Genomic DNA, 24,733 nt, shown 5'->3' on the forward strand with positions numbered 1-24,733 from the left:
GCTCTTTCGCTCATTAAAAATTGTAAACCCCTATGAAAAAACAATTCCTAACCTTTCTGTTTGCCGGAAACAGCCTGCTGGCTTTTTCTCAGGCCAGTGTGACCATCAATGGCAGCGAAGGCAAACACATCATCAGCCGTCATATCTATGGCCATTTTGCCGAACATCTTGGACGCAGTATCTACGACGGTTTTTACGTCGGTGAATCCAACACAAAAATTCCGAACAAGGCCGGGGTTCGATTGGATGTGGTCGATGCGCTGAAAAAATTAAAGATTCCGAATCTACGCTGGCCGGGTGGTTGCTTTGCCGATACCTATCACTGGAAAGATGGTATTGGCCCCAAAGCCAAACGTCCGAAAATTGTCAATACATGGTGGGGGGGCGTAACCGAAGACAACAGCTTTGGTACGCACGACTTCCTGAACATGTGCGAGTTGATCGGCACTGAGCCCTATCTGGCGGGCAACGTGGGCAGTGGCACCGTACAGGAGCTATCTGACTGGGTGCAGTACGTCAATTTCGAGAAAAACAGCCCCATGTCGAACCTGCGGCAGCAAAATGGCCGCCAGGCTCCCTGGAATGTACGCTATTGGGGCGTTGCCAACGAAGCCTGGGGTTGCGGTGGCAACATGAAGCCCGATTATTATGCCAACCTGTACCGGCAGTATAGCACCTTCATGAACACCCGAGTGGGCAATGGCAAGATTTTTCGCATTGCCTCAGGAGCCAGCGATAACGATTACAACTGGACTGAAACGCTCATGAAGAATATTCCGGGTTCGCTGATGGAAGGCATCGCCATGCACCACTACTCGGTATTGTCGTGGGGGGAGGGCAAGAAAAGTTCGGCCACTGAGTTTACCGATCAGGAGTATTTCAAAACGATGCAACAGGCGTTGTTGATGGACGAACTGATCGAAAAGCATTCGGCCGTCATGGACAAGTACGATCCGGAGAAGAAAATTGCGCTGATCGTGGATGAATGGGGAGGCTGGTACAATGTGGAGCCAGGTACGAATCCGGGCTTCCTCTATCAGCAAAACACCATGCGCGATGCCGTACTGGCCGGAGCTACGCTCAACATTTTTCATAAACACTGCGAGCGCGTTCGGATGGCCAATCTGGCGCAGGCCATCAACGTCCTGCAATCCGTTATCCTGACCAAAGGCGACAAGATCATTCTGACGCCAACGTATCACGTCCTGGAAATGTACAACGTTCACCAGGATGCCACCATGCTTCCTATCGACATCAAAACGGCTGATTTTTCGACCAGCGAGGGTAAGCTCCCCGCCGTATCGGTATCGGCCTCCCGCGATAAAGCGGGTAAAGTGCATATCTCTCTGGTCAACATCGACCTGGGTAAAGCGCAGGAAATTTCTGTGGACCTGAAAGGCATCAGCGGCACTAACGTTTCTGGGCGTATCCTGCATTCGGCCAGTGTTCGCGACCATAACACCTTCGAGAATTTAACCAAAATCAAACCGGCTGCTTTCACCGGCGCCAAACTGTCTGGCGATAAACTAACCGTCACCCTGCCGCCCGTTTCGGTGGTGGTCCTCGAAATTTAATGATTGAATGATTGAATTGTTGAATGATTGAATTAAAGCCATTCACCAATTCAATCATTCAACAATTCAATCATTAACCATGTATACATCCTTAAAAGAAGAATGCTATGAGGCCAATATGCAGCTTCCAAAACTGGGGCTGGTGTTGTTCACATTCGGCAATGTAAGTGCCGTCGATCGCGACCGGGCGGTGTTTGCCATCAAGCCCAGTGGCGTTGCGTATGACGAACTGACACCTTACGACATCGTCATCTGCGATTACGAAGGCAATGTGGTTGAAGGTACCATGCGCCCCTCATCAGATACCAAAACGCATGCGCTGCTCTACAAAACCTGGGATAAAATCGGGGGCATTTCACATACGCATAGCACCCATGCAGTAGCCTGGGCACAGGCGGGTATGGACATTCCTATTTTTGGTACTACCCACGCCGACCATACGCACCAGGACATCCCCTGTGCTCCGGCTCTGACCGATGAGATGATCCAGGGGGATTACGAACACGAAACGGGCAACCAGATTTTCGACGTATTCGCTCAAAAGGGGCTGTCGTACAGCGAAATGGAAATGGTACTCCTGCAAAATCATGGGCCGTTTACCTGGGGTAAAACAGCCGCTAAAGCCGTATACAACTCAGCCGTACTGGAAGAAGTGGCGCGGATGGCGTACCTAACCTTACAAATCAACCCCAACACCCCCCGCATTAAAGACACGCTCCGGCTCAAGCATTATGAGCGGAAGCACGGTAAAAATGCATACTACGGACAAGGTTGTTAAAGGGATAAAAACCGATCTATTCTCCTTTAAAGGTCACCGCAAAGACGCGAAGGCGCAAGGAAGACAAACGATTTTATTCGTTGCGCCCTCGCGCCCTTGCGGTGAAAAACAAATGACAGAAGAATAGAATCAGCGCCCAAATCGCTTTACTCACTAATCGGTTTAACTCACCTTATCAATTCATGAAATTATTCACTCAATTCCTATCCCTGGCTCTCGTAACGGGCTTAATGACTATGAATGCGTGCACGTCTAAAAAAGAAAAAGAAGCCGACGAGCAAAAACCAGGCATTGAAAAAACAACGTACGGCCAACTGCCCAACGGACAAACCGCCGATCTCTATACGCTGCACAATGCGTCGGGCATGACAGCTAAGATTACTACCTATGGTGGTATTGTCGTGGGCTTAACGGCTCCCGACAAAGAGGGTAAGTTTGAAGACGTTACCCTCGGTTTCGATTCGCTCTCTTCCTACGTTAAAAACAACCCATTTTTTGGGGCGCTGGTGGGTCGGTACGGCAACCGCATTGCCAAAGGGAAATTTACCCTCGATGGTAAAAACTACACGCTGGTAACCAACAACTTCGGCAATCACCTGCATGGCGGCACCGTTGGCTTCGATAAAGTTCTCTGGACAGCGACACCCGTTGAAGGTGACGAGCCAGCCCTGAAGCTGACCTACACCTCGAAAGATGGCGAAGAAGGCTATCCTGGCAATCTGTCGGTTGAGGTGACGTACACGCTCCAGAAAGATAACGCCCTCAAAATTGATTATCAGGCAACTACCGATAAACCGACGGTCGTTAACCTGACGAATCACACCTATTTTAATCTGACGGGTGGCGCCAAACGTGATGTTATGGATCATGAACTTACCCTGAATGCCGACCGCTTTTTACCCGTCGACAAAACCCTGATTCCGACTGGCGTCTTACAGCCTGTAGCCGGTACACCGTTCGACTTCACTAAGGCTACCGTCATTGGCAAACGGATCAACGATTCAAGTGATGTACAGATCAAATACGGTCTGGGTTACGACCATGCCTGGATACTCAATGGTTCGGGCGATTCGCTGAAACTGGCGGCTACGGTATACGAGCCAACCAGCGGCCGGGTGATGGAAGTACGCACCACCGAACCCGCTATCCAGTTTTATACCGGCAATTTCCTCGATGGCTCCGTAACGGGTCGGGAAGGGTTCCCATACAAAAAACGCTTTGCGCTCTGTCTGGAAACCGAACATTATCCCGATTCGCCAAACCATCCGGCCTTCCCAAGTACTGTGCTGCGTCCGGGCCAAACGTATAAAACCACCACGATTTACCAGTTTTCGACAAAGTAGAGACGTGACACCTCGCGTCTCTTGACCGGATGATCCTTATACCGGATGATTCCTGGTTAGAACATCGTAGAGACAGGGCAGGCCCTGTCTCTACATTTATAATAATCCCATCCAATGGCCGAACAACCCCTCTCTAATCGGGCTACAATGCCCAAAGCGTATAATCCGGTACTGGAACGACGAACGGTTGAAAACGCCAACCGGAATCTGTTGAAATACCTGAAACCGGGGTTATCGGTACTGGATATGGGGTGTGGTTCAGGAGCTATAACCCGAAGCATTGCCGAGAAGACCGGGCCAACCGGCCGTGTTTTAGGTATCGACCCGAGTGAAACCCTGATCGCGCAGGCTCGTCAGAACGTCGGCGATTTACCCGGAATTACGTTTGAGCAGGGCGATGTGTACACTTTTGAAACAACCGAACGTTTCGATCTGGTCACCTGCGCCCGTACGTTGCAATGGCTTGCCCAGCCCGAAACAGCGCTGGCCAATATGCAGCGGCTTGTTAAGCCCGGCGGCCACCTGGCAATTCTGGATTATAATCACGAAAAAATCCTTTGGGAACCCGCACCACCAGCCTCCATGCAGACCTTCTACAATGCTTTCCTACAATGGCGGCAGGATGCTGGTTTCGATAATGCGATTGCCGATCACCTGAGTGGCCTGATGCACCAACTGGGATTTTCCGACGTACGCATCGAACCTCGATTTGAACTTTCCAAACGAAGTGACACGGATTTTGCCCAAACGAGTCGGCTCTGGTCGGAAGTAGCCGAATTACGGGGTCCACAACTCGTTCAGGCAGGCTATATCACCGAAGATCAACGCCTGGAAGCCATTGCTGACTACGACAACTGGATTGCCACCGTCGGCGAATCTATGACGGTTTATCTGCTGGCTGTCGAAGGTCAGCAGCTTTAATAGCACACAGATTTTTAGGATGATTATGATTAATTAAGATCTGTGTAAATCATAACGATCCTAAAAATCTGCGTGCTATTTAATTCCAAATCCTGCGCAGAAATCGCAACCAATTGCCGTGCATTACCTTGGTTATATCTTCTTCTGCATAGCCACGCTGGCGCAATAAATCAGGGATTTTTTGCAGATCGGCAATGGTTTCAAGATCGTAAGGGCACTGTTCTTTTCCGAAAGCACCGTCCAGATCTGAACCGATGCCGATATGGTTGGCGTTTCCGGCGAGCTGACAGATGTGGTCCAGGTGGTCGATCATCTTAGCCAGATTGCAGTTCGTTCCTTCAGGCGTTGACTGGCCACGTACCCAACCCGGCACCATCATCCAGGCATCCAGTGCTCCCCCAATGACGGCATCGCGGGCGATGAGTTCCTTGATCTGTTCATCACTAAACTGTCGATTATGATTCACCAGCGCCCGACAGTTGTTGTGACTCGCCCAAACCGGGCCTTCGAAATAATCGAGGGCCTCCCAAAAGCTATCGTCGCAGAGGTGAGTAGCATCCAGAATGATGTTGAACCGTTGCATCTCGCGGAGTAGTTCACGTCCGGCAAGGCCGATGAAGCCCGTGGCATCCGTTCCCTGCGCATACCGCCCCGGGCCATAGTGGGCCGGTCCGATGGCACGAAGTCCATATTGATACGCTCGCTCTACATAGGCTGGTGTAATGATGGAATCGGCCCCTTCCAGGCTCAGGATATACCCAACTGGTTTCTTATCATTGGGCGTACCGTCATGCCAGAGCGCAAGATGGGTTTCCAGACCAGCCAGATCTTTAATTTGCACCATCTCGCCCGCTTCTTCCATCGTTTTGTACCAGATCTGCTGCGCCTGGGTTTGCGCCCAGGCCTGTTCGGGCGATTGCCATCCGGGCAATGGATTACCGGGAGCCACAAATCGGGCAATTTGCGTGGCAACCACCAAGCCAATATTCCCCTGACGAAGTGCAGGCAGCGAAACCGTAGCTTTCCCCCGATCCGGCTTATCGGTCATTCCGGTTTCGCGTTCGCGGAGCCGCTCCACCGATTGGCGAAGATCACGGTTCCACTCCATCGCATTCATACTCAGATCAAGGTGGGCATCTATGGTAAACATGTAGCTTGTTTCAGGTTTGACACGGGAGACTATTTTATACAGCAATCGTACGATCTCGGGCAATGGTCCGCCATTCGCCGGTAATCGTACCGTCTTCGATGGTGTAGGCTCGTTCGTATAAGGCCACGGTTGGGCAGATGTGGTTAGGAAGACCATAGAGCACGTCGCCCACCTTATAAGAATGGCCTTCGCCTGCTTCCAATACCAGATGTTCTTCACTTTGACCCGCGGCTTTCAATTCGGGGGCATTCAGGAACGTTACCCGTTGAACTAAATCCCCTTCGGCCGCTACGGACTTGTGCCCCAGATCGACGCAAATTCTGGAGGATGTTGGCAAAGAGATGACCCGGGCAACGACCAGAGCGGCTGGCAGGAATGCCTGTTCTGGCAGAATAGTCTGGTAGCCTTTATCCCAGTAGATAAATGTACCCGGACTACATTCTACCTCCGGACGTTTGGCATGAATCGGGAACGACGGGCTCCCTCCGGCCACAATGATTGGTTTTCCATGCCCTTTGGCGGCCAGCGTTTCGCTCAACAACTGCACCGGCCAGAAACCAGCATCACACTCGGCCGTTCGGGCAGCAATGTCGGGGTTTCGCAATTGACCATCGTAGGCGTGTAAGCCAACGGGCTGCACACCCGGCCATTTTTCCAGCTCGGCATAAAGGGTCAATACAGCCTCTCCGGGAGCAATACCCGTACGGTTCATCCCTACATTCAGATCGATATATACCGGCACGACCAACCCAGCCGCCACCGCCTGGTCCGATAGGGCTTGCGCTGTATCCTGATTATCGACCAGACACGAAAAACGAGTTTCCGGGTAGGTTTTAATCAGGTCGATCAGTCGGTGAATCTTGGTGGTATTGGGCTGATAGGCCAGCAACACATCGGGCGCACCAATCATCGCCAGCATTTCGGCTTCGGCAATCGTGGCACATTTAAATTTCTGAATTCCCGCTTCGAGCAACAGGTGGGCAGCTTCCCGCGATTTGCTCGTTTTTACATGTGGCCGCAATCGGCTAATATCGCCGACGGTGCTGATGAGCCGGGCAATGTTCTGTTTTACCCGATCTGGGTACACCACCAACGCGGGCGTGTCCAGACGCGATAGGTCGTCAATAGAATACCAGGGTACCTGCTCCATGGCTAAACCAGTTCAAATAAAACTTCTACCTCAACCGGAATATTATCGGGCAACGAACCCATACCCACTGCCGAGCGTACACCAATACCATTTTCGGTGCCCCAGACGGATGCAAACAGTTCGCTACACCCATTGATTACATACGGATGACGACCGAAATCGGCAGTGCAGTTGACCATGCCCAGCACCTTAATGACTCGCTTCACCCGGTCAAGGCTACCCAGGTGAGTTCGGATGGTCGATAAGATAGTCAGACCAACCTGACGAGCGGCCAGCTTACCCTGTTCGATGTCCATATCTTCGCCAATGCGGCCGATAATCAGGCTTTTATCGTCCTGAACGGGGCCATGACCCGACACATAGAGGTACTTGCCGTCGATTAAATAAGGTTTATACACCCCCAATGGCTGAGGGGCTGGCGGTAGAGAAAGACCCGTTTGGGCAAAGGCTGCTTCAGGAGATAAGATTTCCGCTTGCATGAGGCTGGTTTAGAGTTTTTAGTTCCTGCAAACTTAATCGAAAGCGGGCGTCTGGTTGCTATCTTGCCGCATATTTCAAAAACTATGAAGCAACGAATCGCTCACATTGCTCTGGTTGTCGATGAGTATGATGAGGCCATCCAGTTCTACACCGAAAAACTGGCGTTTACCCTCCTTGAAGATACCCCACTCGGCGACGACAAACGGTGGGTACTGGTGGCGCCACCCGGAGCCAACGAATGCAGTTTACTGTTAGCTAAAGCCACGAATGCCGATCAGCGAAGCCGAGTCGGAAACCAGACGGGCGGGCGCGTTTTTCTATTTCTGTTTACCGACGATTTCTGGCGGGATTATCACCGCATGCTTGCCAAGGGGGTCCAGTTTGTTCGTGAGCCCGTTGACGAAGCCTATGGTACGGTAGCCGTCTTTGCCGATCTATATGGTAATCTGTGGGACCTGCTTCAGCCCAACGAAACCAACAAGGGCTGATTGACGAGAAAACCGCTGGTTTCCTTTTTTGGGTTATCAACAGAAAATGAGCATATGCGATTAATTGCTTAACTCTGTAGTACTTAGTAGTCCCTATTTCACAAATTCATTTAAATTTGCCTATCGACCGTTCCTCTCCCGAACAACACTCCATGCGCTGGTCCACACTCGTTCTTATTGCGTCCTTATTGCTCTCCACCAACCTGTCTGGGCAATCCGTCAAGGCAGATAGCGTATTCATCCAAAGTGCCAAAAATCAAGCTATTCGTCTATACGAACGCGCTATTTATCGGCAGGAGCACGTATACGAAGGCAACGAGTATATTCCGCACGATCACCGGATCAAAATTCACCCCTTCTACCCTGTCGATACCCTACAGCGTGGAACGATCGCGTATAACGGTACCGATTACCACAATGTGCCGATGCTTTACGACATTGTGCGGGATGAATTGTCTATCCAGCCTCCCGAAGGCGGCTACCGGATTCGGCTTCACACCAATAAGGTCAGCGCCTTTTCGATGGGCCCGTATCGCTTTGTAAAGATCCTGGGCGACAGCGCGTTGGGGGTACGTACTGGTTTTTACCAACTGCTGCATAATGGCGCGGTGAAGGTGCTGGTTCAGCGGGTAAAAACCATTCACGAGGATATTTCGAGTGGTACCTATAAAGCCGATTACATTCCTCAGGACCGATTCTTTATCCTGAAAGATGGGGTTTACCATTCGGTCAAAACCAAAGGCTCGGTGCTGAACGTGTTCGCCGATAAAAGTAAGGAGTTGAAAAAATTCATCCGGTCTAACCAACTCAAATTCAAAGACCTTCAGCGGGAAGAAACGATCAGCCGGGTGACCCAGCAGTATGAAGAACTAACGCACCAATTATGACCCCTCTTTACCGGATTACACTTCTGTGGCTGCTACTGATCGGGTCTGGCGGAGCGGCCCTATCCCAGACCTTAGCCGACAAACCCATTAGCGGTGATTTTTCAAACCTCCGCTTCGACACGTTTGTGGAGCGCATCGAAGCACAGACCCCCTATCGGTTTTTCTACAATCCTGCCGAAGTCGACAGCTTCCTGGTGGATATGCGTGTTGAGAATAAGCCGGTTCGGACGGTGTTGCAGCAGTTGTTCAATGGCTCCAAATACAACTACGCCATCGACGCGCAGCAACGGGTCTACATCACGGCCAACCGGGTTATTCGTACCGATTTACCCATTGGTTTTTTTCGGGGTGGAGCACCGTCCGGGCCCGACACCACACTGAACGCCTATCTGACGCAGGGTAGCCGAAAAGTACAGGCAGAGCCAGAAGCCAAAACCTACGAAATTGGCAAACGAACCAATCCGATCCGGCCGGGCCGTTCGACACTGGCGGGTTTTGTCCGCAATGTAGCTTCCGGTGAGCCCGTCGTAGGCGCGGCTGTTTATATCGAAAATCCCCGTCAGGGCACCGTCAGCGATCAGTTTGGCTACTACTCCATCACCCTGCCCCGTGGGCGGCACGATCTCAAAATCCGCAGCATTGGTATGAAAGATACCCGACGACGGATTATCCTGTACAGTGATGGGAAGCTCGATATTGACATGGAAGATGACGTGATAGCCCTGAAAGAAGTGGTCATCGAAGCCGAAAAGGACAAGAATATTTCGGGGCTTCAGATGGGACAGGAACGGATCGATATCAAGAGCATCAAGCAGGTACCAACGGCTTTGGGCGAAGCGGATCTGTTGCGGGTGATTCAGACCCTGCCAGGGGTAAAAACCGTTGGCGAAAGTTCTACGGGCCTCAACGTACGCGGTGGGGCCACCGACCAGAACCTGATTCTGTATAACGACGCTACGATTTACAACTCATCGCACCTGTTCGGTTTCTTCTCGGCTTTCAACCCCGACATGATCAAAAGTGCGGAATTGTATAAAAGTGCGATTCCATCCCGATTTGGTGGGCGGCTGGCGTCGGTGCTGGATGTGCAAACCCGCGATGGCAACAAAAAGAAATTTGTCGGCTCGGGCGGGATTGGTTTGTTAACGGGTCGGCTAACGCTGGAGGGACCTATTTTTAAAGACAAAACCTCGTTTATTGCCGGGGTGCGCTCTACCTACTCCGACTGGCTGCTGCGTCAATTACAAAGTGCTTCGTTTCAGAACAGCAAAGCTTCGTTTTACGACCTGAACCTGCACGTCACGCATGAGGCCAACGAAAAAAACACGGTGTATTTCACGGGCTATCTGAGCAATGATAAGTTCCGGCTCAACAGCGATACGTCGTACCAGTATCAGAACAAAACAGCCACGCTGAAATGGAAACACATTTTCAATAATAAGCTCTACAGTGTTTTCACGGGCAGTTACAGCGGCTACACCTACCATGTGTCGAGCGATAAAAATCCCGTCAATGCCTACGATCTGACCTTCGGCATCAACCAATCGCAGGTAAAGGCCGATTTTAACTTTTTCCCGACCAATCAGCATACCGTCGATTTTGGCATTAGCAGTACGTACTACAAACTCTCGCCCGGTAATTTCCAACCTAAGGGCGAAAAGTCGCTGATTGTACCGGACGTGGTACCCGATGAACAGGGACTCGAAAGTGCGATTTATCTGGGTGATCGCTTCGATATTAGCCCCAAGCTGTCGATCAGTGCCGGACTGCGGTATTCGTTCTACAACTACCTGGGCCCTCATGCCGTATACCAATATGCACCAGGCGTACCCAAATCCGAAAACACCATCCTCGATACGCTGAACTACGGCTCCGGCAAATCGATCACCAGTTATCATGGCCCCGAATACCGGATTGCGCTTCGGTATGGACTGTCGTCGACGGCTTCGATCAAACTGAGCTTCAACCGGACCCGCCAGTACATTCAGATGCTGTCGAACACGACCGTCATTTCACCTACCGACATCTGGAAACTGAGTGATCCACATATCAAGCCGCAGGTAGGCGATCAGTATGCCATCGGCCTGTATAAAAACAACCGGATCAATACCATCGAAATGTCGGTAGAAGCCTATTACAAAACCATGCAGAACCGACTGGACTACCGAAGTGGGGCCGAACTGATTCTGAATCACCATATTGAAACCGACGTGGTCAATGCGGAAGGGAAAGCCTACGGTATTGAATTTCTGGTCAAAAAACTGACGGGGAAACTGAACGGCTGGCTGAGCTACACCTATGCCCGTACCCTGCTGCGGACTGCCGACGCTACCAACAATGAAATTATCAACAAAGGAAGCTGGTATCCAAGCAATTACGACAAACCGCACGATGTAACCCTGGTGGGGAATTATAAAATCAACCGTCGGTTCAGCCTATCGCTCAACTTTACCTACAGCACAGGCCGTCCGATAACCTTACCCGTTTCGAAGTATGTGCTCGATGGTGTACCGCGTCTGCTCTATTCCGAACGGAATCAGTACCGCATCCCTGATTATTACCGCACCGATTTTGCCATGAATATTGAAGGGAATCACAAGGTTAAAAAACTGGCGCATAGCTCCTGGACCATTGCAGTCTATAACCTGCTGGGCCGACATAATCCCTACTCGGTTTACTTCAAAACAGAAGGTTACCGGATCAATGGGTATCAGCTATCCATTTTCGGGCAACCCATTCCGTCTGTCACTTATAATTTCCGGTTTTGATATGACAAGCCGATTCTATACAAAACTGGTTGGCTGGGCGCTCCTTTTACTGGTTAGTAGCTGTATTGACCCCTATCGACCGCCCGAAATTACCTCACCCGATAGCTATCTGGTGGTGAGTGGTTTTTTTAACAGTGCTCCCGGCACCACCACAACCATTCAATTGTCGCGTACACAAAACCTGTCCGACAACAAAGCCCCTACGGCCGAAGCAAAGGCGTTGGTCACCATCGAAAGCCAGAGCAAAGCGGTCTATACGCTCAGGGAAAGTACCGCCGGGTCGTATACCCTTACCGGCGTAACCCCACAGGTGGGCGAAACCTACCGACTGCACATCAAGACAGCCAAAGGTACCGACTACTACTCCGATTACGTACCTGTTGTGACAACGCCCCCCATCGATAGTGTAAGCTGGCGGGTCGAAAACGATGGGGTACAAATCAGTGCGAATACCCACGATCCGAAAAATAATACCCACTACTACCGCTGGGAATACGATGCAACCTGGGAGTATTATTCATCCTATACCTCTACGCATGAGATAAAAAATAACCAGATTGTTCCGCGTCAGGAGGATGTGTATACGTGCTGGGGAAGCGAAAGCTCCACCAACATCATGACCTTCTCCACCGTCCGGCTCAGTCAGGACGTGGTCAGCCGGTTTCCGCTCACCTTCATTCCGGGTACATCGTTAAAGATCGGTGTCCGCTATAGTATGCTGGTCAGGCAGTTTGCCCTGACGCAGGAAGCATTCACGTATTACGACCAGTTGGGCAAAATCACGCAGAATATTGGCTCCATTTTCGATCCGCAACCTACCCAGCTTGTTGGTAATATCCATTCGCTGACCAATTCCAGCGATCTGGTGATGGGCTTCTTCCGGGTCGGCACGATAGAAAGCAAACGGATTTTCATTTCGAAATCACAGCTTCCCAACTGGTACACAAACAACGGATTGGGAAGCTGTGATACGGATACGTTAAGTACGGCCGACGTCCGAATGAATCAACCCGGTATCGTTAGTCCCTACACAAGTGCCAGTTATATAACCACTAGCCAACCCTGCGTCGATTGCCGATTACGGGGTGGTGTTATTCAACGACCGAGTTTTTGGTAAATGAGGGTTTTCATATGCGCAACACCCCACATACATACTGGCTTAGCTGGGCTTTGCTCCTGCTTGTAAGCGGGTGTATTGATCCCTATCGGCCACCGGAGGTTGCTGCGCCCGCCAGTTATCTGGTTGTCAATGGGTTTTTCGATAGCGCACCGGGGGCTACGACCACCATCCAACTTTCGCACACCCAGAACCTGACGGATACGAAATCGCCAACGGCCGAAACAAAGGCGCTGGTCACGATCGAAAGCCAGAATAAGGCGGTCTATACACTCAAAGAAGGAACCAGTGGTGCCTATTCGCTATCGGGCGTTACACCATTGGCTGGAGAAACCTATCGGCTGCATATCAAAACCAGCAAAGGGACCGACTACTACTCAGACTATGTACCTGTGCTTACTACGCCCGCTATCGACAGCGTTAGCTGGCATACCGAAGCCAACAACGTTCTGTTCAGCGTAAACACCCACGATCCCAAAAATAACACCCATTACTACCGTTGGGAATTTGAAGAAACCTGGGAGTTTACGGCACCCTATTACTCCCAACTGGAGATCAGGAACAATACGATTGTCGACCGATCAGAAAACATCAACCGCTGCTGGAATACCACCTACTCGACCAATATTATGCTCACGTCGACCGAGCGGCTGAGCCAGGATATTGTCAGTCAGTTTCCGCTAACCTCAGTGCCGGGTACGTCGGGTAAACTGGGCATCAAATACAGTATGCTGGTGAAATCTTACGCGCTGACCCAGGCAGGGTTTGCCTACTACGATCAACTGGCTAAGATCACCCAAAACCTCGGCTCTATTTTCGACCCGCAACCTTCCCAGATTACCGGAAACATGCGAGCCAGTAACAATCCGGGCGATCTGGTGCTGGGCTTTTTCCGGGTCGGCACGGTGGCAGCCAAACGTATTTTTATCCGGCGCGATCAGCTACCGAATATCAACACCTATGCGGGCGATCCGGGCTGTGTGGTCGATACGTTTTCAGTATCGAAAGTATTAAAGGAACAACCAGCCATTATCAGCCTTTTTGGCGAAAATCAATATTTAGTAACCTCGTTTCCCTGTGTCGATTGTCGGTACAAAGGGGTAAATAAACGGCCATCATTCTGGGAATAAGACATCACATGAACCACCTGACCTTAGCTCAAATCCTCACCCTCCCGAAGCGAACGACCCGTTTGTCCGTCTTCTCGCTCCTGTTCATGAGTTGGCTGGCCTTCAGTGCATTACCGGGCTTTGGGCAGCCCTCCGGCTCGACTGCCTCGCTGACCCAATCATTTGACCAGTATCGGCAACAGGCGCTCCAGGAGAAGATTTTCGTACATACCGATCAGGGCTTTTACCTGACGGGCGAGACGATGTGGTTCAAGATTTATTACGTCGATGGCAGCTTTCACAAACCACTGGATCTGAGCAAGGTAGCCTACGTTGAGCTACTGGACAAAGAGCAGAAATCAGTACTCCAAACCAAAATAGCCCTTGCCACCAACGGCGGAGACGGTACACTATTCCTGCCTTCGTCGCTCAATTCGGGGACGTATCTGATGCGGGCCTATACCAACTGGATGAAAAACTTCCCGGCCAGCTACTTCTTCGAAAAGGCGATTACGATTGTCAATCCGTTCAAGCCGATGACTCTCTCTCCAACGGCCGGTGTAGCCGATCTGGACATTCAGTTTTTTCCAGAAGGGGGGAACCTCGTGGATGGCCTTTCCAGTAAGGTCGCGTTTCGGGCGGTCAATGCGTCAGGAACGGGGCAGGCAGTTCGGGGCTGGGTACTCAACAACCGAAACGATACGCTAACTACCTTTTCGTCGCATAAATTTGGCCTCGGCACCTTTACATTTACCCCAGCCAGCCCCACTACCTACCGGGTACTTCTCCGCGATGAAACAGGGCGGCAGTTTACCCGTTCCCTACCGACGATTCAGCCACAGGGCTATGTGATGACACTGGATGATAGTAACCCCAATCGGCTTACGGTCACTGTTGCAACCAACGTGGGTAGTCCTTCGACGGTCTATCTGTTCGCCCATACCCGACAGGCCATCAAACTGGCCGAGGCCCATCCCATTGACCGACAAACCACGTTTCAGATCGACAAAAAAGCCCTGGGTGATGGCATTTCGCACCTGACGCTATTCGATGCCCAGCAAAAACCCGTTTGTGAACGATTGTATTTCAAACGTCCGGATCAACCACTCCATATCGCCCTCAAAACAGACCAGTCTCAGTATGCATCCCGCAGCAAAGTAACCCTGGAAGCCTCCGTTCAGGCGCTGGCTTCTCAGGCAACGCAAACGGCTTTGTCAGTGGCGGTGTACCGGCTCGATTCCCTGAGTGCGCCCGCTACCGACAACATTCTGAGCTATTTACTAATGACCTCTGATTTGCAGGGCGGCATTGAATCGCCAGAATATTATAGCCAACCCGAAACCCCGGAAATAGCCCAGGCCACGGACAACCTGATGCTGACCCACGGCTGGCGACGTTTCCGCTGGAGCGATGTGTTACGTCCTGCGGCACGCGCTTCGTTTCCGTTCATTCCTGAATACAGTGGCCCAACCGTCAGTGGAACGCTTACCGACCCGGCAACCGGAAAGCCCGTACCAAGAAAGCTAACCTATCTGTCAACCCTCGGAAAGCCCATTCGTCTGTATGTCTCGCTAAGCGATACGGCCGGGCGGGTTCTGTATGAAGTGCAGGATTTTTATGGGCCGAAAAGCCTGATTGCCCAGACCAGTCCGCAGGATAGCCTCGCCAAACTGACAATTAACAGTCCGTTTAGCGAAATGCCATCGACATACAAATGGGCCGATCAACTTCCCAACGAATCCCAGGCAGCTTCGCTGACCAGTCGAAGCGTAGCTATGCAGGTGCAATCGACCTACTGGGGCGACCGATCTATTCAATACAAATACCCCGCTGTCGACAGTGCCGCGTTTTATGCAAAGCCGAAAGAGTCGTACCTGCTCGATGCCTACACCCGTTTTCCGCGCATGGAGGAAGTGTTGCGTGAATATGTACTGGGTGTGATGCCCCGCAAACGTCAGGGGCATTTTGTTCTGAACGTACTCAACGAACCTTACCGGGCCATCTTCGAGAATCCGGCGTTGGTCCTGATCGATGGAATACCCGTGTTCGATATGGACAAAGTGATTGAGTTCAGCCCCTTAAAAGTGAAGCAGTTGGACGTTGTTACCAACTTCTACCTGATGAGTCCGGCTATATTCAGCGGCATCATCAGCTTTATGACCTACAAAGGCGATCTGGCCGGATTCCCGCTCGATAACCGGCTGGTACGACTCGACTACGACGGTCTTCAACTGCAACGGGAGTTTTTCGCCCCCCGCTACGACCGCCCTGCCAGTGCCTCCGCCAAACAACTGTCCGGTCGGCTACCAGACGGACGAACGCTACTCTACTGGAATCCAAACTGGAAAGTCAACGCTCAGGGCAAAGCCCAGGCTGACTTTTACACCTCCGACCAAACCGGCACTTATCTGGTTGACGTGAATGGCCTAACCCGAGAAGGTCAGGCCGGTTTTCAACGATTTACGTTCGACGTAAAAAATAATCCGAAGTAGATTTTGCCTCGCTCAGGGGGAACATGAACGCGAAACTAGGTGAGTACAGTACGGTAACCCGGCTTCTGTTTAGTACTTTGTCAGTTCAGATTCTGACCTTTCATGAAAAACGTATGTATAGCCCTAACGGCTCTTTTGCTGTGGGCCCGGTTTACCCCTGCCTTCGCCCAGCCATCCTCCCCCAAAAAACCACAGATAGCAATCGGCAACACAACGAAGCCATGGACCTATTGGTGGTGGATGGGCAATGCCGTCAACGAATCCGACATCACCACCCAACTCAAACAGTTTGCCGAAGCCGGGCTGGGTGGGGTTCACATCATCCCGATTTATGGAGTTAAAGGGTTTGAAAAGCAGTTTATCCCTTTCCTGAGCGACCGCTGGCTGGCGGTGTTCGCCCATACCGTTCGGGAAGGGAAACGGCTGGGCATCGGAGTCGACCTGACAACCGGAACAGGCTGGCCATTCGGTGGGCCAGGCGTATCGAACGATATAGCCGCCAAAGAATGGAAACTGACGAATGAAAAGCTGATTGCCGTACCGACCAAACAACAGGTAAAACGCCCGGCTCCTGGTGGTCAGGGACTGGTCATCGACTATTTCAATTCGGCGGCTGTTCAGTACTACCTCAAACGATTCGACTCCACACTTACCCGTTTGCCCGAACGACCGCGAGCCGTCTATAACGACTCCTACGAAGTATTTGGGGCCAACTGGACCGATCGTTTCCTGACCGAATTTAAAGCCCGTCGTGGGTACGATCTGCACACACAGCTCGCGGCTTTTCTGGATACCACCCAATCGGAAGCCAGTATTCTCGTTCATCAGGATTATCACCAGACCCTATCCGAACTGTTGCTCGATGGTTTTGCCAAGCCCTGGGGAGGCTGGGCAACGAAGGCAGGGTATTTATCCCGCAATCAGGCTCATGGTTCCCCCGGCAATCTGATCGATCTGTACGCCAGAGCCGACATTCCCGAAACGGAGTCGTTCGGGTCGAGCCGATTTCCAATTCCGGGCCTGCGCGTCGATGCCAACTATGAGGTAGATCGGTTCGGAACCCCGAATCCGCTGGCGATGAAATTTGCCTCGTCGGCGGCTCATCTGCTGGGCAAACCGCTGGTCAGCTCCGAAACGACGACCTGGCTCGCCAATCATTTTCAGGTGTCGCTGTCGCAGATCAAACCGCAGGTCGATGAACTGCTGGCGGCTGGCATTAACCATATTTTTTATCACGGCACTCCTTATTCGCCCCCATCGGAAGGCTGGCCCCAGGTGGATTCGCCCGGCTGGCTGTTTTATGCGTCGACCAACTACGGCCCAAGCTCCCATTTCTGGCCTCATTTGCCCCTGCTCAATCGCTATATCGAACGCTGCCAGACCCGTCTGCAAGCGAGTAAGCCCGATAATGATCTATTGATTTATTTCCCGATTCATGATCTGTGGAGCACGCGGGCAAAATCGGCAGGTGGTATCCATCAACTGGAAGTGCACCATGTGGAGCGATGGCTGCTTCCTCAGCCCTTCGGTCGCTTGTGCGAACAGTTGAGCCAGCGCGGCTACGCGTTCGATTACCTATCCGACGAACTCCTAAAAAGCCTGACGATCAACAAACAGGGTATTCATACGCCCGGTGGGGCAACTTATCAGGCCATCCTGATTCCCCGCACAACGTACCTGCCCGAATCCTCGCTCCGACTGCTTGACCGCCTGGCTCGGCAGGGTGCCCGGATTCTTTTTGATAGCCAGTTGCCCCAGCAGGCCCCGGGCTTTTATAACCACCAGAGCCGATCAGCCGAGGTTCAGCAAATCGGCAAGGCGCTGCGCCAGCAAAAGACCGTCACAATAAGTCAGGATATTTTCAAAACGCTGACCCAGACAGGCATACGGGTCGAATCGTGGGCGGCAGAAGGGCTTTCATTCATCCGCAAACACCGGGGCGACACCACCCAGTATTTTATCACCAATCTTGGCAACCAGTTCCGCCAGAATTGGGTAAAATTTTCAGCACAGGGACGTGTCTTTCGCTACGACCCACTGACCGACCAAACCCAGACGTTGCCAGCTCGTAAAGAATCAAATGGCCGAACCGAGGTATTTCTGGCCCTGGAACCGGGTCAGTCTTGCTTTATCAACGTGGTTCCTGGTCATCCCACCCTGATGAGTTCAGCCGAGCAAAACCAAGTAGTTAACCGCGCATCGACAAAGCCTATTCCGCTCTCCAATCCCTGGCAGGTGCAGTTTCTCAAAGGTCGCCCCGCCCTTACCCTTGAAGCCGCCTTACCTGCTCTGACTTCCTGGACAACCCTTTCCGACTCGGCCGGTTATTTCTGGGGTACAGCCCGATACACCACCACCTTCGATTTGCCCACAAATGCCAACGCGTCGACCTATCAACTTGACCTGGGCGATGTGCGGGAAGTAGCCGATGTGCGGCTGAACGGGCAGCCAGTTGGTACGGCCTGGTGTATTCCGTTCCGCCTAACGTTTCCCGCATCACTCCTGAAACCGACTGGCAACAAACTGGAAATCGACGTAACGAACTTATCAGCCAACTACATGCGACGCTACGACCGGCTGAATCCGGGCTGGAAGAAGTTCTACGACATCAACATCGTCGACATTCGTTACCGTCCTTTCGATGCTACCCGGTGGGATGCCCAACCGTCTGGCTTGCTGGGGCCAATAATGCTAACCCCCATTGGTTCGTTATGAATTGGGATTCGGTTTTCCGTAAACACCAAAATAACTATGATGACTCGACGAAATTTTCTGACCGGATTAACTATCCTCCCATTCACGCAGGCCGTTGCGGATGAATTGGGATTATGGGCTTTCGATGATAATCGCGCCGACTTCAATAAGCATCTCAAACCCGTTGGTCGAACACTGGAATCGCCTGACTGGTATGCATCGGCCAATAGCCCAATCTATGGTCCCAACGGTAGTGTCCACCTGTTCTACTCTCGCTGGCCTGCCGACCAAAAAGCAGACGGCTGGATCAACGGTTCAGAAATAGCCCATGCCGTTGCCAAAACGCCCGAATCGCCATTTGAATATGTCGAAACCATCCTGGCACCTCGTCCGGGCCATTGGGATGCCACAGCCTGTCACACCCCTCATATTCAACATGTCGATGGCAAATATTGCCTGTTTTATACGGGCAATGCCAACGGCCAGACAGACACCCAACGCATTGGTGTAGCCACGGCCAAATCCCTGAAAGGCCCCTGGAAACGGGCCGACACCCCGTTGCTTAGCCCTGGCCCTACGGGTGCCTGGGATGACCATTGCACCACGAATCCGGCCTTCATCCAACATCCTAATGGCCAATATTGGCTCTATTACCAGTCGTGGAAAACGGCTAGCTCTGCCAGCTCTGGAAATCAGATGTATGGGCTGGCCACTGCCGATTCGCTCCTGGGCCCCTACCGACGCTATAGAAAAAAGCCCATTATCGACTTTTCGGCCAAGGGCAAAAACGCACAGACTGAAGATGTTTTCATCTGGTTGCAGCGGGGTCGATTCAATATGCTTACCTGCGACAGGGGCGTTCATCGTACCGATGCAGGGCTCTATCTGGATTCGCAGGATGGTATTCACTGGGAGGAACCCAGCGTTGCGTTCGGACCCGTCAGCGACTACGTAAAAGAGGCTGCCGCGCCTAATCAGGGAAGTCAACACGGGCGGCTGGAGCACCCCCAACTGCTTTTGCAGCATGGTCGGCCACGTTATCTGTTTGCCGCAGCCAAGGGCGGTAAATACATGACCTCATCGCCTTTTATCTTCAAAATGATATAATGGCGAAATCGGACCGCCGAAGCGGAGCGAAAGAGTGAATGAGCGAAAAAAAGCTTGCGTCAGCATTTTCACTCTTTCGCTCCGCTTCGGCGGTCCGATTTCGCCATTCTCTGCCTATGAAACGTATTTACCTTCCGCTCACTTTTGCAGCGATTACTGTATTCGGAGTAGCCGCCTTACGATCCTCGGTTGAGCCACCCAGTTCTGGGGATGACTGGGCGGAGTATCTGGGGGGGCCTGACCGCAGCCATTATTCAACCCTTACTCAGATTGACACCAGTAATGTGAGCCAACTAAAGATGGTCTGGCAATATCATACACTGGATTCGGGGCAGGTTCAGTGCAATCCGATTGTCAAGAATGGGGTTTTGTATGGCATGACCGCCACCACACAGCCGTTTGCCATTGATGCCGCTACAGGCGAAAAACGCTGGACCTGGCAGGATACCACCGGACTGAAAGGTTCTGTCCGTTCGCAGAGTACTAGTCGAGGGGTTGTTTATTGGGAAAGTGGATCGGATCGACGGATTCTGTTCACACGGGGTTCCTGGCTGTATGCCATTGACGCTACTACGGGCAAACCGGTTTTATCCTTTGGGGAGCAGGGGCGAACAAGCCTGAAAGCAGGACTGGGCCCAACGGCAGCCGATAAATTTGTTATCTCCAACACGCCTGGCACCGTTTATGGTGATCTGATCATTATGCCGATGCGCCTGTCGGAAGGAGCCGATGCCGCTTTAGGGAATATCCAGGCGTTTAATATTCGGACGGGTCAGTTGACCTGGGTATTTCATACGATTCCGCATCCGGGCGAATTTGGATACGACACCTGGCCGAAAGATACCTACAAAAATACCGACGTAGGGGCCGCCAACAACTGGTCGGGTATGGCGATCGACCGACAACGGGGGATTGTCTTTGTGCCCACGGGCTCGGCTGCGTTTGACTTTTACGGAGGTAACCGACTCGGCCAGAATTTATTTGCCAACTGTCTGCTTGCGCTCGAGGCCAAAACGGGCAAACGACTCTGGCATTTTCAGTTTGTTCACCACGACATTCTCGACCGCGATGCCCCTGCCCCGCCCAACCTCTTGACAGTCACTCACAACGGGAAGAAAATTGATGCCGTAGCACAGGCCACCAAGCAGGGATATATTTTTCTGTTTGACCGGGTAACGGGCAAGCCGCTGTTTCCTATCAACGAAGTACCCGTACCAGCTTCGGATGTTGAGGGCGAAAAAGCCTGGCCAACCCAGCCCATTCCAACCAAACCAGCCCCGTATGCCCGACAAACCTTCTCCGAAACCGATGTTAACCCGCTAGCCACCAATCGGCAGGAGTTGGTCGAAAGCCTCCGCCGAAGCCGGAACGAAGGGCCCTTCACTCCCCTCAGCAAGCGGGGCACCATCATTTACCCTGGGCTCGATGGTGGAGCAGAGTATGGCGGAGCCGGTGTAGATCCTGACGGCATTATGTACCTCAACAGCAACGAGATGGCCTGGTTGATTTCGCTCGACAAAAAGATGTCGAACGACCAGCTTGCGCAGTTGAGTCCGGGCCAGCGGGTATATACAACGACCTGTGCGTCCTGTCATGGTGCCGAACGAAAAGGCAATCCAGCCAGTGGGTTCCCTTCACTGGTCGACATTCATAAACGACGGAGCCGGGCCTATGTTGATAATATCGTATCAACGGGTAAAGGCATGATGCCTGCCTTTGCCGGTTTGTCGAATATGCAAAAGCAGGCACTGCTGGCCTTTTTGTTTGGCGAAGAAAAGCAGGAAGTCGGCATGACGAATTCGTCGGAATCCAGAAAAGCAGCTGAAACGCAACCGAAAGCATCGTACCAGATTTCGGGGTACAGTAAGTTTCTGGACAAGAACGGCTACCCGGCCATGAAACAACCCTGGGGAACCCTGAATGCCATCAATCTGAATACGGGCGAATACGTCTGGAAAACCGTATTAGGCAACTACCCCGAACTCAATACGAAAGAACCAACCGGATCGGAAAGTTACGGTGGCCCGGTTGTTACCGCCGGTGGGCTGGTGATTATTGCCGGAACCAAAGATACCATGCTGCGGGTTTTTGCCCGGAAAACCGGGAAGCTCCTTTGGCAAACGAAGCTCCCGGCTGCCTCGTTTGCTACGCCCTGTACCTACTCGGTCAACGGAAAACAGTATATTGCCCTGGCTTGTGGCGGCACCAAACTCGGTGCGCCCAAAGGCGACAGTTACGTAGCGTTTGCTCTTCCTTAATTTGTGTCTATGAACCAATCGATTGGTATTGATCTGGGCGGTACGCGCATCAAAGGTGTGCTGATGGATAGGCATACGGGCGAGGTGCTGGAGCGACGCATTGTACCCACCAATGATAGTGAAACAGGGAGTTGGAAGGCCGTTGTTCAGCAGATTGTGCAGGAATTAAAAGCGGCAACGCCCCACCCAGTTCAGGGAGTTGGGCTGGCAGCACCCGGCTTACCCACCGTCGATAATTCGGCCATTGCGTGTATGCCTGGCCGATTGCCGGGTCTGGAAGGTTTCAACTGGGGAAGTTTTCTCCACGAACGGGTGCGGGTACTCAATGATGCTCATGCCGCCATAATGGCCGAAGCGCGTTTTGGGGCCGCCCGAAACATCACCAATGCCGCGCTCATTACCCTCGGTACGGGTGTGGGCGGTGGCCTTCTGGTTGGCGGGCAGTTGTATCAGGGCTTTTATCAGATGGCCGGGCACATTGGCCACATAACCGTAGATGCCGACAGCGACGCTCTGGATGTCACTCAGCTACCTGGTAGTCTGGAAGAAGCGATTGGCAACGCAACCGTCAGCCGTCGTTCGTATGGTCGCTATCAGACGACGCATGAACTGGTAGCGGGGTACGCTGCCCGTGAACCGCTGGCAACGCTCGTCTGGCTCACCTCGGTCCGTCGGCTAGCGGTCGCTCTTGCCTCCATCGCTAATCTGTTTTCGCCCGAAGTAGTCATTTTAGGCGGGGGAATCACCCAGGCCAATGAGGCTTTATTCACTCCGTTGGAAACGTTTATGGAGCTATTCGAATGGCGACCCGCCGGGAAGAAAACCACTATTTGCAAAGCTCATTTCGAAGATTGGGCCGGAGCCATCGGCGCTGCGGCTTGCTTTAATTAGCATGGAGCAGAGGGGATGGGGCATAGGGTTTCTATTCTCCTCTTCCCTCCACCCCATGCCCTTACCCCTTACCCCTTATGTCTCTCACCTCCCAATACATTCAAAAAGCCAGAGCTATTCTGGATGTTGCCGAACAACAGACCGAAGCCATTCAGCAGGCGGCACAGTGGTTTAGCCAAACGATTCTGGCGGGCCGGATGGTGCATCTGTTTGGCAGTGGGCATAGTCGTATTATGGTCGAAGAGATGTGGCCCCGATACGGATCATTTCCGGGCTTCAACCCAATCGTCGAACTATCACTTTCGTTTCATAACCTGGTTGTGGGGGCCAACGGGCAACGGCAGGCCATGTTTCTCGAAAATGTACCGGGCCTGGCCGACCGTATTCTTCGCAACTATGATCTATCCGAACAGGATTCGGCCCTGGTTATCTCGTCAAGCGGTTGCAATGTGGTGCCTATCGAGATGGCCGAAATCTTTCAGCAACGGGGTGTAAAGGTCGTAGCACTGATTACCCGACAACATGCTGAAAAAAGTACCAGCAAACGACAGGATGGCAAAAAACTGACCGACTTTGCGGATCTGGTGCTGGATACCGGCGCTCCTGTAGGCGATGCCATGATTGACGTTCCCGACCTCGATACGCCCGTTTCGCCCGGCTCGACTGTGGGGGGAGCCGTGATTGTCAACTGCATAAAAGCCGAGGTAGCCGGATTGCTCACGCAGGCAGGTCATCCACCCAGGGTCTTATCGGCCGCCAATGTCGTCGGAACCGACCGAGCCGTAACCCTATTCGAAAGCGCCTATGACGAGCACGCGCACCGACTGGCTAAACTCTATGAACACGTGGGTTTTCCATCGTACGTTAGTGAACGAACAGATTGGTAAGTGATCTCATTTTAGTGAAAGGCAAGATTACTCCTGATAAGGTACAGCCTTAATTAACCGAAGGTTATTCAACTCAGGAATAGATAGTATATTCTCTTGCGGAATAACTCCTCTTCGAATCCAATTGCTGATCACCATAGTCGTTTTCAGGTTAAATCGCTTTACGTATTCAGTGGGTGTAATCCATTCATCAAGTGAATACGTTTGGCCATTTTTCTGAATAATCAATCGTTCTGCCTGGGCAATTAATTCGTTACCTTTGGCTAACAGTTGATTAATTTCTTCGGATACAGTTTTGATTTGAGTTTCCATTCGTTCAAGAGGAATTTAGGTCTTTTTCTCAAGTTCAGTAAGCAGACTGGTAAGTTTAATGATTTGATCAAGAATTAGATTTTTTTCTTCTTCTGTCATTTCGGATGATCTATCTCGAAGCAATTGCCTTAAAGCTGCTAGTTGCATTCGAATATTAAAAATTAACTGCTCTTTCACAACAGTCAGCGGGCGTACAAGTTCACAAATAAAACTTAAATATATATATTGTTATATTACAAAACAAGAATAGCTTACTGATTTTATCTAAGCCATTCTTCCTATACTGTCAATTAATTTTTACCGACAACACACAAAAGAGTGGCGATC

At 51.8% G+C, this 24,733-nt stretch carries 20 protein-coding genes; 15 read left to right on the forward strand and 5 right to left on the reverse strand.

The genetic code is table 11. The annotated features are described in order from the left end of the window. Positions 1-32 precede the first annotated feature (32 nt). The 4 genes from B153_RS0121950 (at position 33) to B153_RS0121965 (ending at position 4,616) form a co-directional block, all read left to right on the forward strand. Positions 33-1,574, forward strand: coding sequence for an alpha-N-arabinofuranosidase (locus tag B153_RS0121950; protein WP_020598899.1), 1,542 nt, complete (start codon positions 33-35; stop codon positions 1,572-1,574). A 79-nt stretch (positions 1,575-1,653) separates the two neighbouring features. Further along, positions 1,654-2,352, forward strand: coding sequence for an L-ribulose-5-phosphate 4-epimerase (locus B153_RS0121955; protein WP_020598900.1), 699 nt, complete (start codon positions 1,654-1,656; stop codon positions 2,350-2,352). A gap of 182 nt (positions 2,353-2,534) precedes the next feature. Then, complete coding sequence (locus tag B153_RS0121960; RefSeq protein WP_020598901.1) at positions 2,535-3,695, forward strand: aldose epimerase family protein; 1,161 nt, start codon at positions 2,535-2,537, stop codon at positions 3,693-3,695. A 114-nt stretch (positions 3,696-3,809) separates the two neighbouring features. Further along, positions 3,810-4,616, forward strand: coding sequence for a methyltransferase domain-containing protein (locus B153_RS0121965; protein WP_020598902.1), 807 nt, complete (start codon positions 3,810-3,812; stop codon positions 4,614-4,616). 79 nt (positions 4,617-4,695) lie between these two features. Here the strand turns inward: B153_RS0121965 and B153_RS0121970 are convergent, their stop codons facing one another. The 3 genes from B153_RS0121970 to B153_RS0121980 are packed head-to-tail and all read right to left on the reverse strand — an operon-like array spanning position 4,696 to position 7,395. Further along, complete coding sequence (locus B153_RS0121970) at positions 4,696-5,766, reverse strand: dipeptidase (protein ID WP_020598903.1); 1,071 nt, start codon at positions 5,764-5,766, stop codon at positions 4,696-4,698. A gap of 34 nt (positions 5,767-5,800) precedes the next feature. Further along, positions 5,801-6,916, reverse strand: a complete 1,116-nt coding sequence (locus B153_RS0121975) for a D-TA family PLP-dependent enzyme (protein ID WP_020598904.1) — start codon at positions 6,914-6,916, stop codon at positions 5,801-5,803. A gap of 2 nt (positions 6,917-6,918) precedes the next feature. Then, the gene (locus B153_RS0121980; RefSeq protein ID WP_020598905.1) at positions 6,919-7,395 is read right to left on the reverse strand and encodes a RidA family protein; all 477 of its coding nucleotides are present in this window, start codon (positions 7,393-7,395) and stop codon (positions 6,919-6,921) included. 84 nt (positions 7,396-7,479) lie between these two features. Here B153_RS0121980 and B153_RS0121985 point away from each other — a divergent pair, with 84 nt between their 5' ends. The 11 genes from B153_RS0121985 to B153_RS0122035 all read left to right on the forward strand — a co-directional run bounded on the left by B153_RS0121985 (position 7,480) and on the right by B153_RS0122035 (position 24,094). Next, the gene (locus B153_RS0121985; RefSeq protein ID WP_020598906.1) at positions 7,480-7,884 is read left to right on the forward strand and encodes a VOC family protein; all 405 of its coding nucleotides are present in this window, start codon (positions 7,480-7,482) and stop codon (positions 7,882-7,884) included. A gap of 152 nt (positions 7,885-8,036) precedes the next feature. Further along, entirely contained in the window at positions 8,037-8,771 is a 735-nt protein-coding gene (locus tag B153_RS0121990) for a hypothetical protein (RefSeq protein ID WP_020598907.1), read from the forward strand. Continuing rightward, a complete protein-coding gene (locus B153_RS0121995) occupies positions 8,768-11,539 on the forward strand; it encodes a TonB-dependent receptor (protein WP_020598908.1) in 2,772 nt (923 codons plus the stop codon). Before B153_RS0121990 ends, B153_RS0121995 begins: the two co-directional genes overlap by 4 nt. Before the next feature lies 1 nt (position 11,540). Then, complete coding sequence (locus B153_RS0122000; RefSeq protein ID WP_020598909.1) at positions 11,541-12,656, forward strand: DUF4249 domain-containing protein; 1,116 nt, start codon at positions 11,541-11,543, stop codon at positions 12,654-12,656. A 14-nt stretch (positions 12,657-12,670) separates the two neighbouring features. Continuing rightward, entirely contained in the window at positions 12,671-13,786 is a 1,116-nt protein-coding gene (locus tag B153_RS0122005; protein WP_020598910.1) for a DUF4249 domain-containing protein, read from the forward strand. 8 nt (positions 13,787-13,794) lie between these two features. Next, the gene (locus B153_RS0122010; protein WP_020598911.1) at positions 13,795-16,257 is read left to right on the forward strand and encodes a hypothetical protein; all 2,463 of its coding nucleotides are present in this window, start codon (positions 13,795-13,797) and stop codon (positions 16,255-16,257) included. 240 nt (positions 16,258-16,497) lie between these two features. After that, positions 16,498-18,972: a glycosyl hydrolase gene (locus B153_RS0122015; protein WP_020598912.1), complete on the forward strand. Its 2,475-nt coding sequence runs from the start codon at positions 16,498-16,500 to the stop codon at positions 18,970-18,972. A 36-nt stretch (positions 18,973-19,008) separates the two neighbouring features. Further along, entirely contained in the window at positions 19,009-20,058 is a 1,050-nt protein-coding gene (locus tag B153_RS0122020) for a glycoside hydrolase family protein (protein ID WP_020598913.1), read from the forward strand. A 116-nt stretch (positions 20,059-20,174) separates the two neighbouring features. Next, on the forward strand, positions 20,175-22,316 hold the full coding sequence (locus B153_RS0122025; RefSeq protein WP_026262359.1) for an outer membrane protein assembly factor BamB family protein: 2,142 nt from the start codon (positions 20,175-20,177) through the stop codon (positions 22,314-22,316). Between the two features lie 9 nt (positions 22,317-22,325). Then, a complete protein-coding gene (locus B153_RS0122030; RefSeq protein WP_020598915.1) occupies positions 22,326-23,207 on the forward strand; it encodes an ROK family protein in 882 nt (293 codons plus the stop codon). 77 nt (positions 23,208-23,284) lie between these two features. Then, complete coding sequence (locus tag B153_RS0122035) at positions 23,285-24,094, forward strand: sugar isomerase domain-containing protein (RefSeq protein ID WP_020598916.1); 810 nt, start codon at positions 23,285-23,287, stop codon at positions 24,092-24,094. Between the two features lie 27 nt (positions 24,095-24,121). Here the strand turns inward: B153_RS0122035 and B153_RS0122040 are convergent, their stop codons facing one another. Together B153_RS0122040 and B153_RS38295 are read right to left on the reverse strand one after the other, a co-directional pair. Then, positions 24,122-24,406: a hypothetical protein gene (locus B153_RS0122040; RefSeq protein ID WP_020598917.1), complete on the reverse strand. Its 285-nt coding sequence runs from the start codon at positions 24,404-24,406 to the stop codon at positions 24,122-24,124. Between the two features lie 15 nt (positions 24,407-24,421). After that, the gene (locus B153_RS38295) at positions 24,422-24,583 is read right to left on the reverse strand and encodes a hypothetical protein (RefSeq protein WP_211221701.1); all 162 of its coding nucleotides are present in this window, start codon (positions 24,581-24,583) and stop codon (positions 24,422-24,424) included. Positions 24,584-24,733: the final 150 nt, after the last annotated feature.

The sequence above is a fragment of the Spirosoma panaciterrae DSM 21099 genome, assembly GCF_000374025.1.
GTDB classification, from domain to species: domain Bacteria; phylum Bacteroidota; class Bacteroidia; order Cytophagales; family Spirosomataceae; genus Spirosoma; species Spirosoma panaciterrae.

Coding starts and splice junctions, on each gene's coding strand:
- B153_RS0121950 (WP_020598899.1), top strand. CDS start 33: ATGAAAAAACAATTCCTAACCTTTCTGTTTGCCGGAAACAGCCTGCTG.
- B153_RS0121955 (WP_020598900.1), top strand. CDS start 1,654: ATGTATACATCCTTAAAAGAAGAATGCTATGAGGCCAATATGCAGCTT.
- B153_RS0121960 (WP_020598901.1), top strand. CDS start 2,535: ATGAAATTATTCACTCAATTCCTATCCCTGGCTCTCGTAACGGGCTTA.
- B153_RS0121965 (WP_020598902.1), top strand. CDS start 3,810: ATGGCCGAACAACCCCTCTCTAATCGGGCTACAATGCCCAAAGCGTAT.
- B153_RS0121970 (WP_020598903.1), bottom strand. CDS start 5,766: ATGTTTACCATAGATGCCCACCTTGATCTGAGTATGAATGCGATGGAG.
- B153_RS0121975 (WP_020598904.1), bottom strand. CDS start 6,916: ATGGAGCAGGTACCCTGGTATTCTATTGACGACCTATCGCGTCTGGAC.
- B153_RS0121980 (WP_020598905.1), bottom strand. CDS start 7,395: ATGCAAGCGGAAATCTTATCTCCTGAAGCAGCCTTTGCCCAAACGGGT.
- B153_RS0121985 (WP_020598906.1), top strand. CDS start 7,480: ATGAAGCAACGAATCGCTCACATTGCTCTGGTTGTCGATGAGTATGAT.
- B153_RS0121990 (WP_020598907.1), top strand. CDS start 8,037: ATGCGCTGGTCCACACTCGTTCTTATTGCGTCCTTATTGCTCTCCACC.
- B153_RS0121995 (WP_020598908.1), top strand. CDS start 8,768: ATGACCCCTCTTTACCGGATTACACTTCTGTGGCTGCTACTGATCGGG.
- B153_RS0122000 (WP_020598909.1), top strand. CDS start 11,541: ATGACAAGCCGATTCTATACAAAACTGGTTGGCTGGGCGCTCCTTTTA.
- B153_RS0122005 (WP_020598910.1), top strand. CDS start 12,671: ATGCGCAACACCCCACATACATACTGGCTTAGCTGGGCTTTGCTCCTG.
- B153_RS0122010 (WP_020598911.1), top strand. CDS start 13,795: ATGAACCACCTGACCTTAGCTCAAATCCTCACCCTCCCGAAGCGAACG.
- B153_RS0122015 (WP_020598912.1), top strand. CDS start 16,498: ATGGGCAATGCCGTCAACGAATCCGACATCACCACCCAACTCAAACAG.
- B153_RS0122020 (WP_020598913.1), top strand. CDS start 19,009: ATGATGACTCGACGAAATTTTCTGACCGGATTAACTATCCTCCCATTC.
- B153_RS0122025 (WP_026262359.1), top strand. CDS start 20,175: ATGAAACGTATTTACCTTCCGCTCACTTTTGCAGCGATTACTGTATTC.
- B153_RS0122030 (WP_020598915.1), top strand. CDS start 22,326: ATGAACCAATCGATTGGTATTGATCTGGGCGGTACGCGCATCAAAGGT.
- B153_RS0122035 (WP_020598916.1), top strand. CDS start 23,285: ATGTCTCTCACCTCCCAATACATTCAAAAAGCCAGAGCTATTCTGGAT.
- B153_RS0122040 (WP_020598917.1), bottom strand. CDS start 24,406: ATGGAAACTCAAATCAAAACTGTATCCGAAGAAATTAATCAACTGTTA.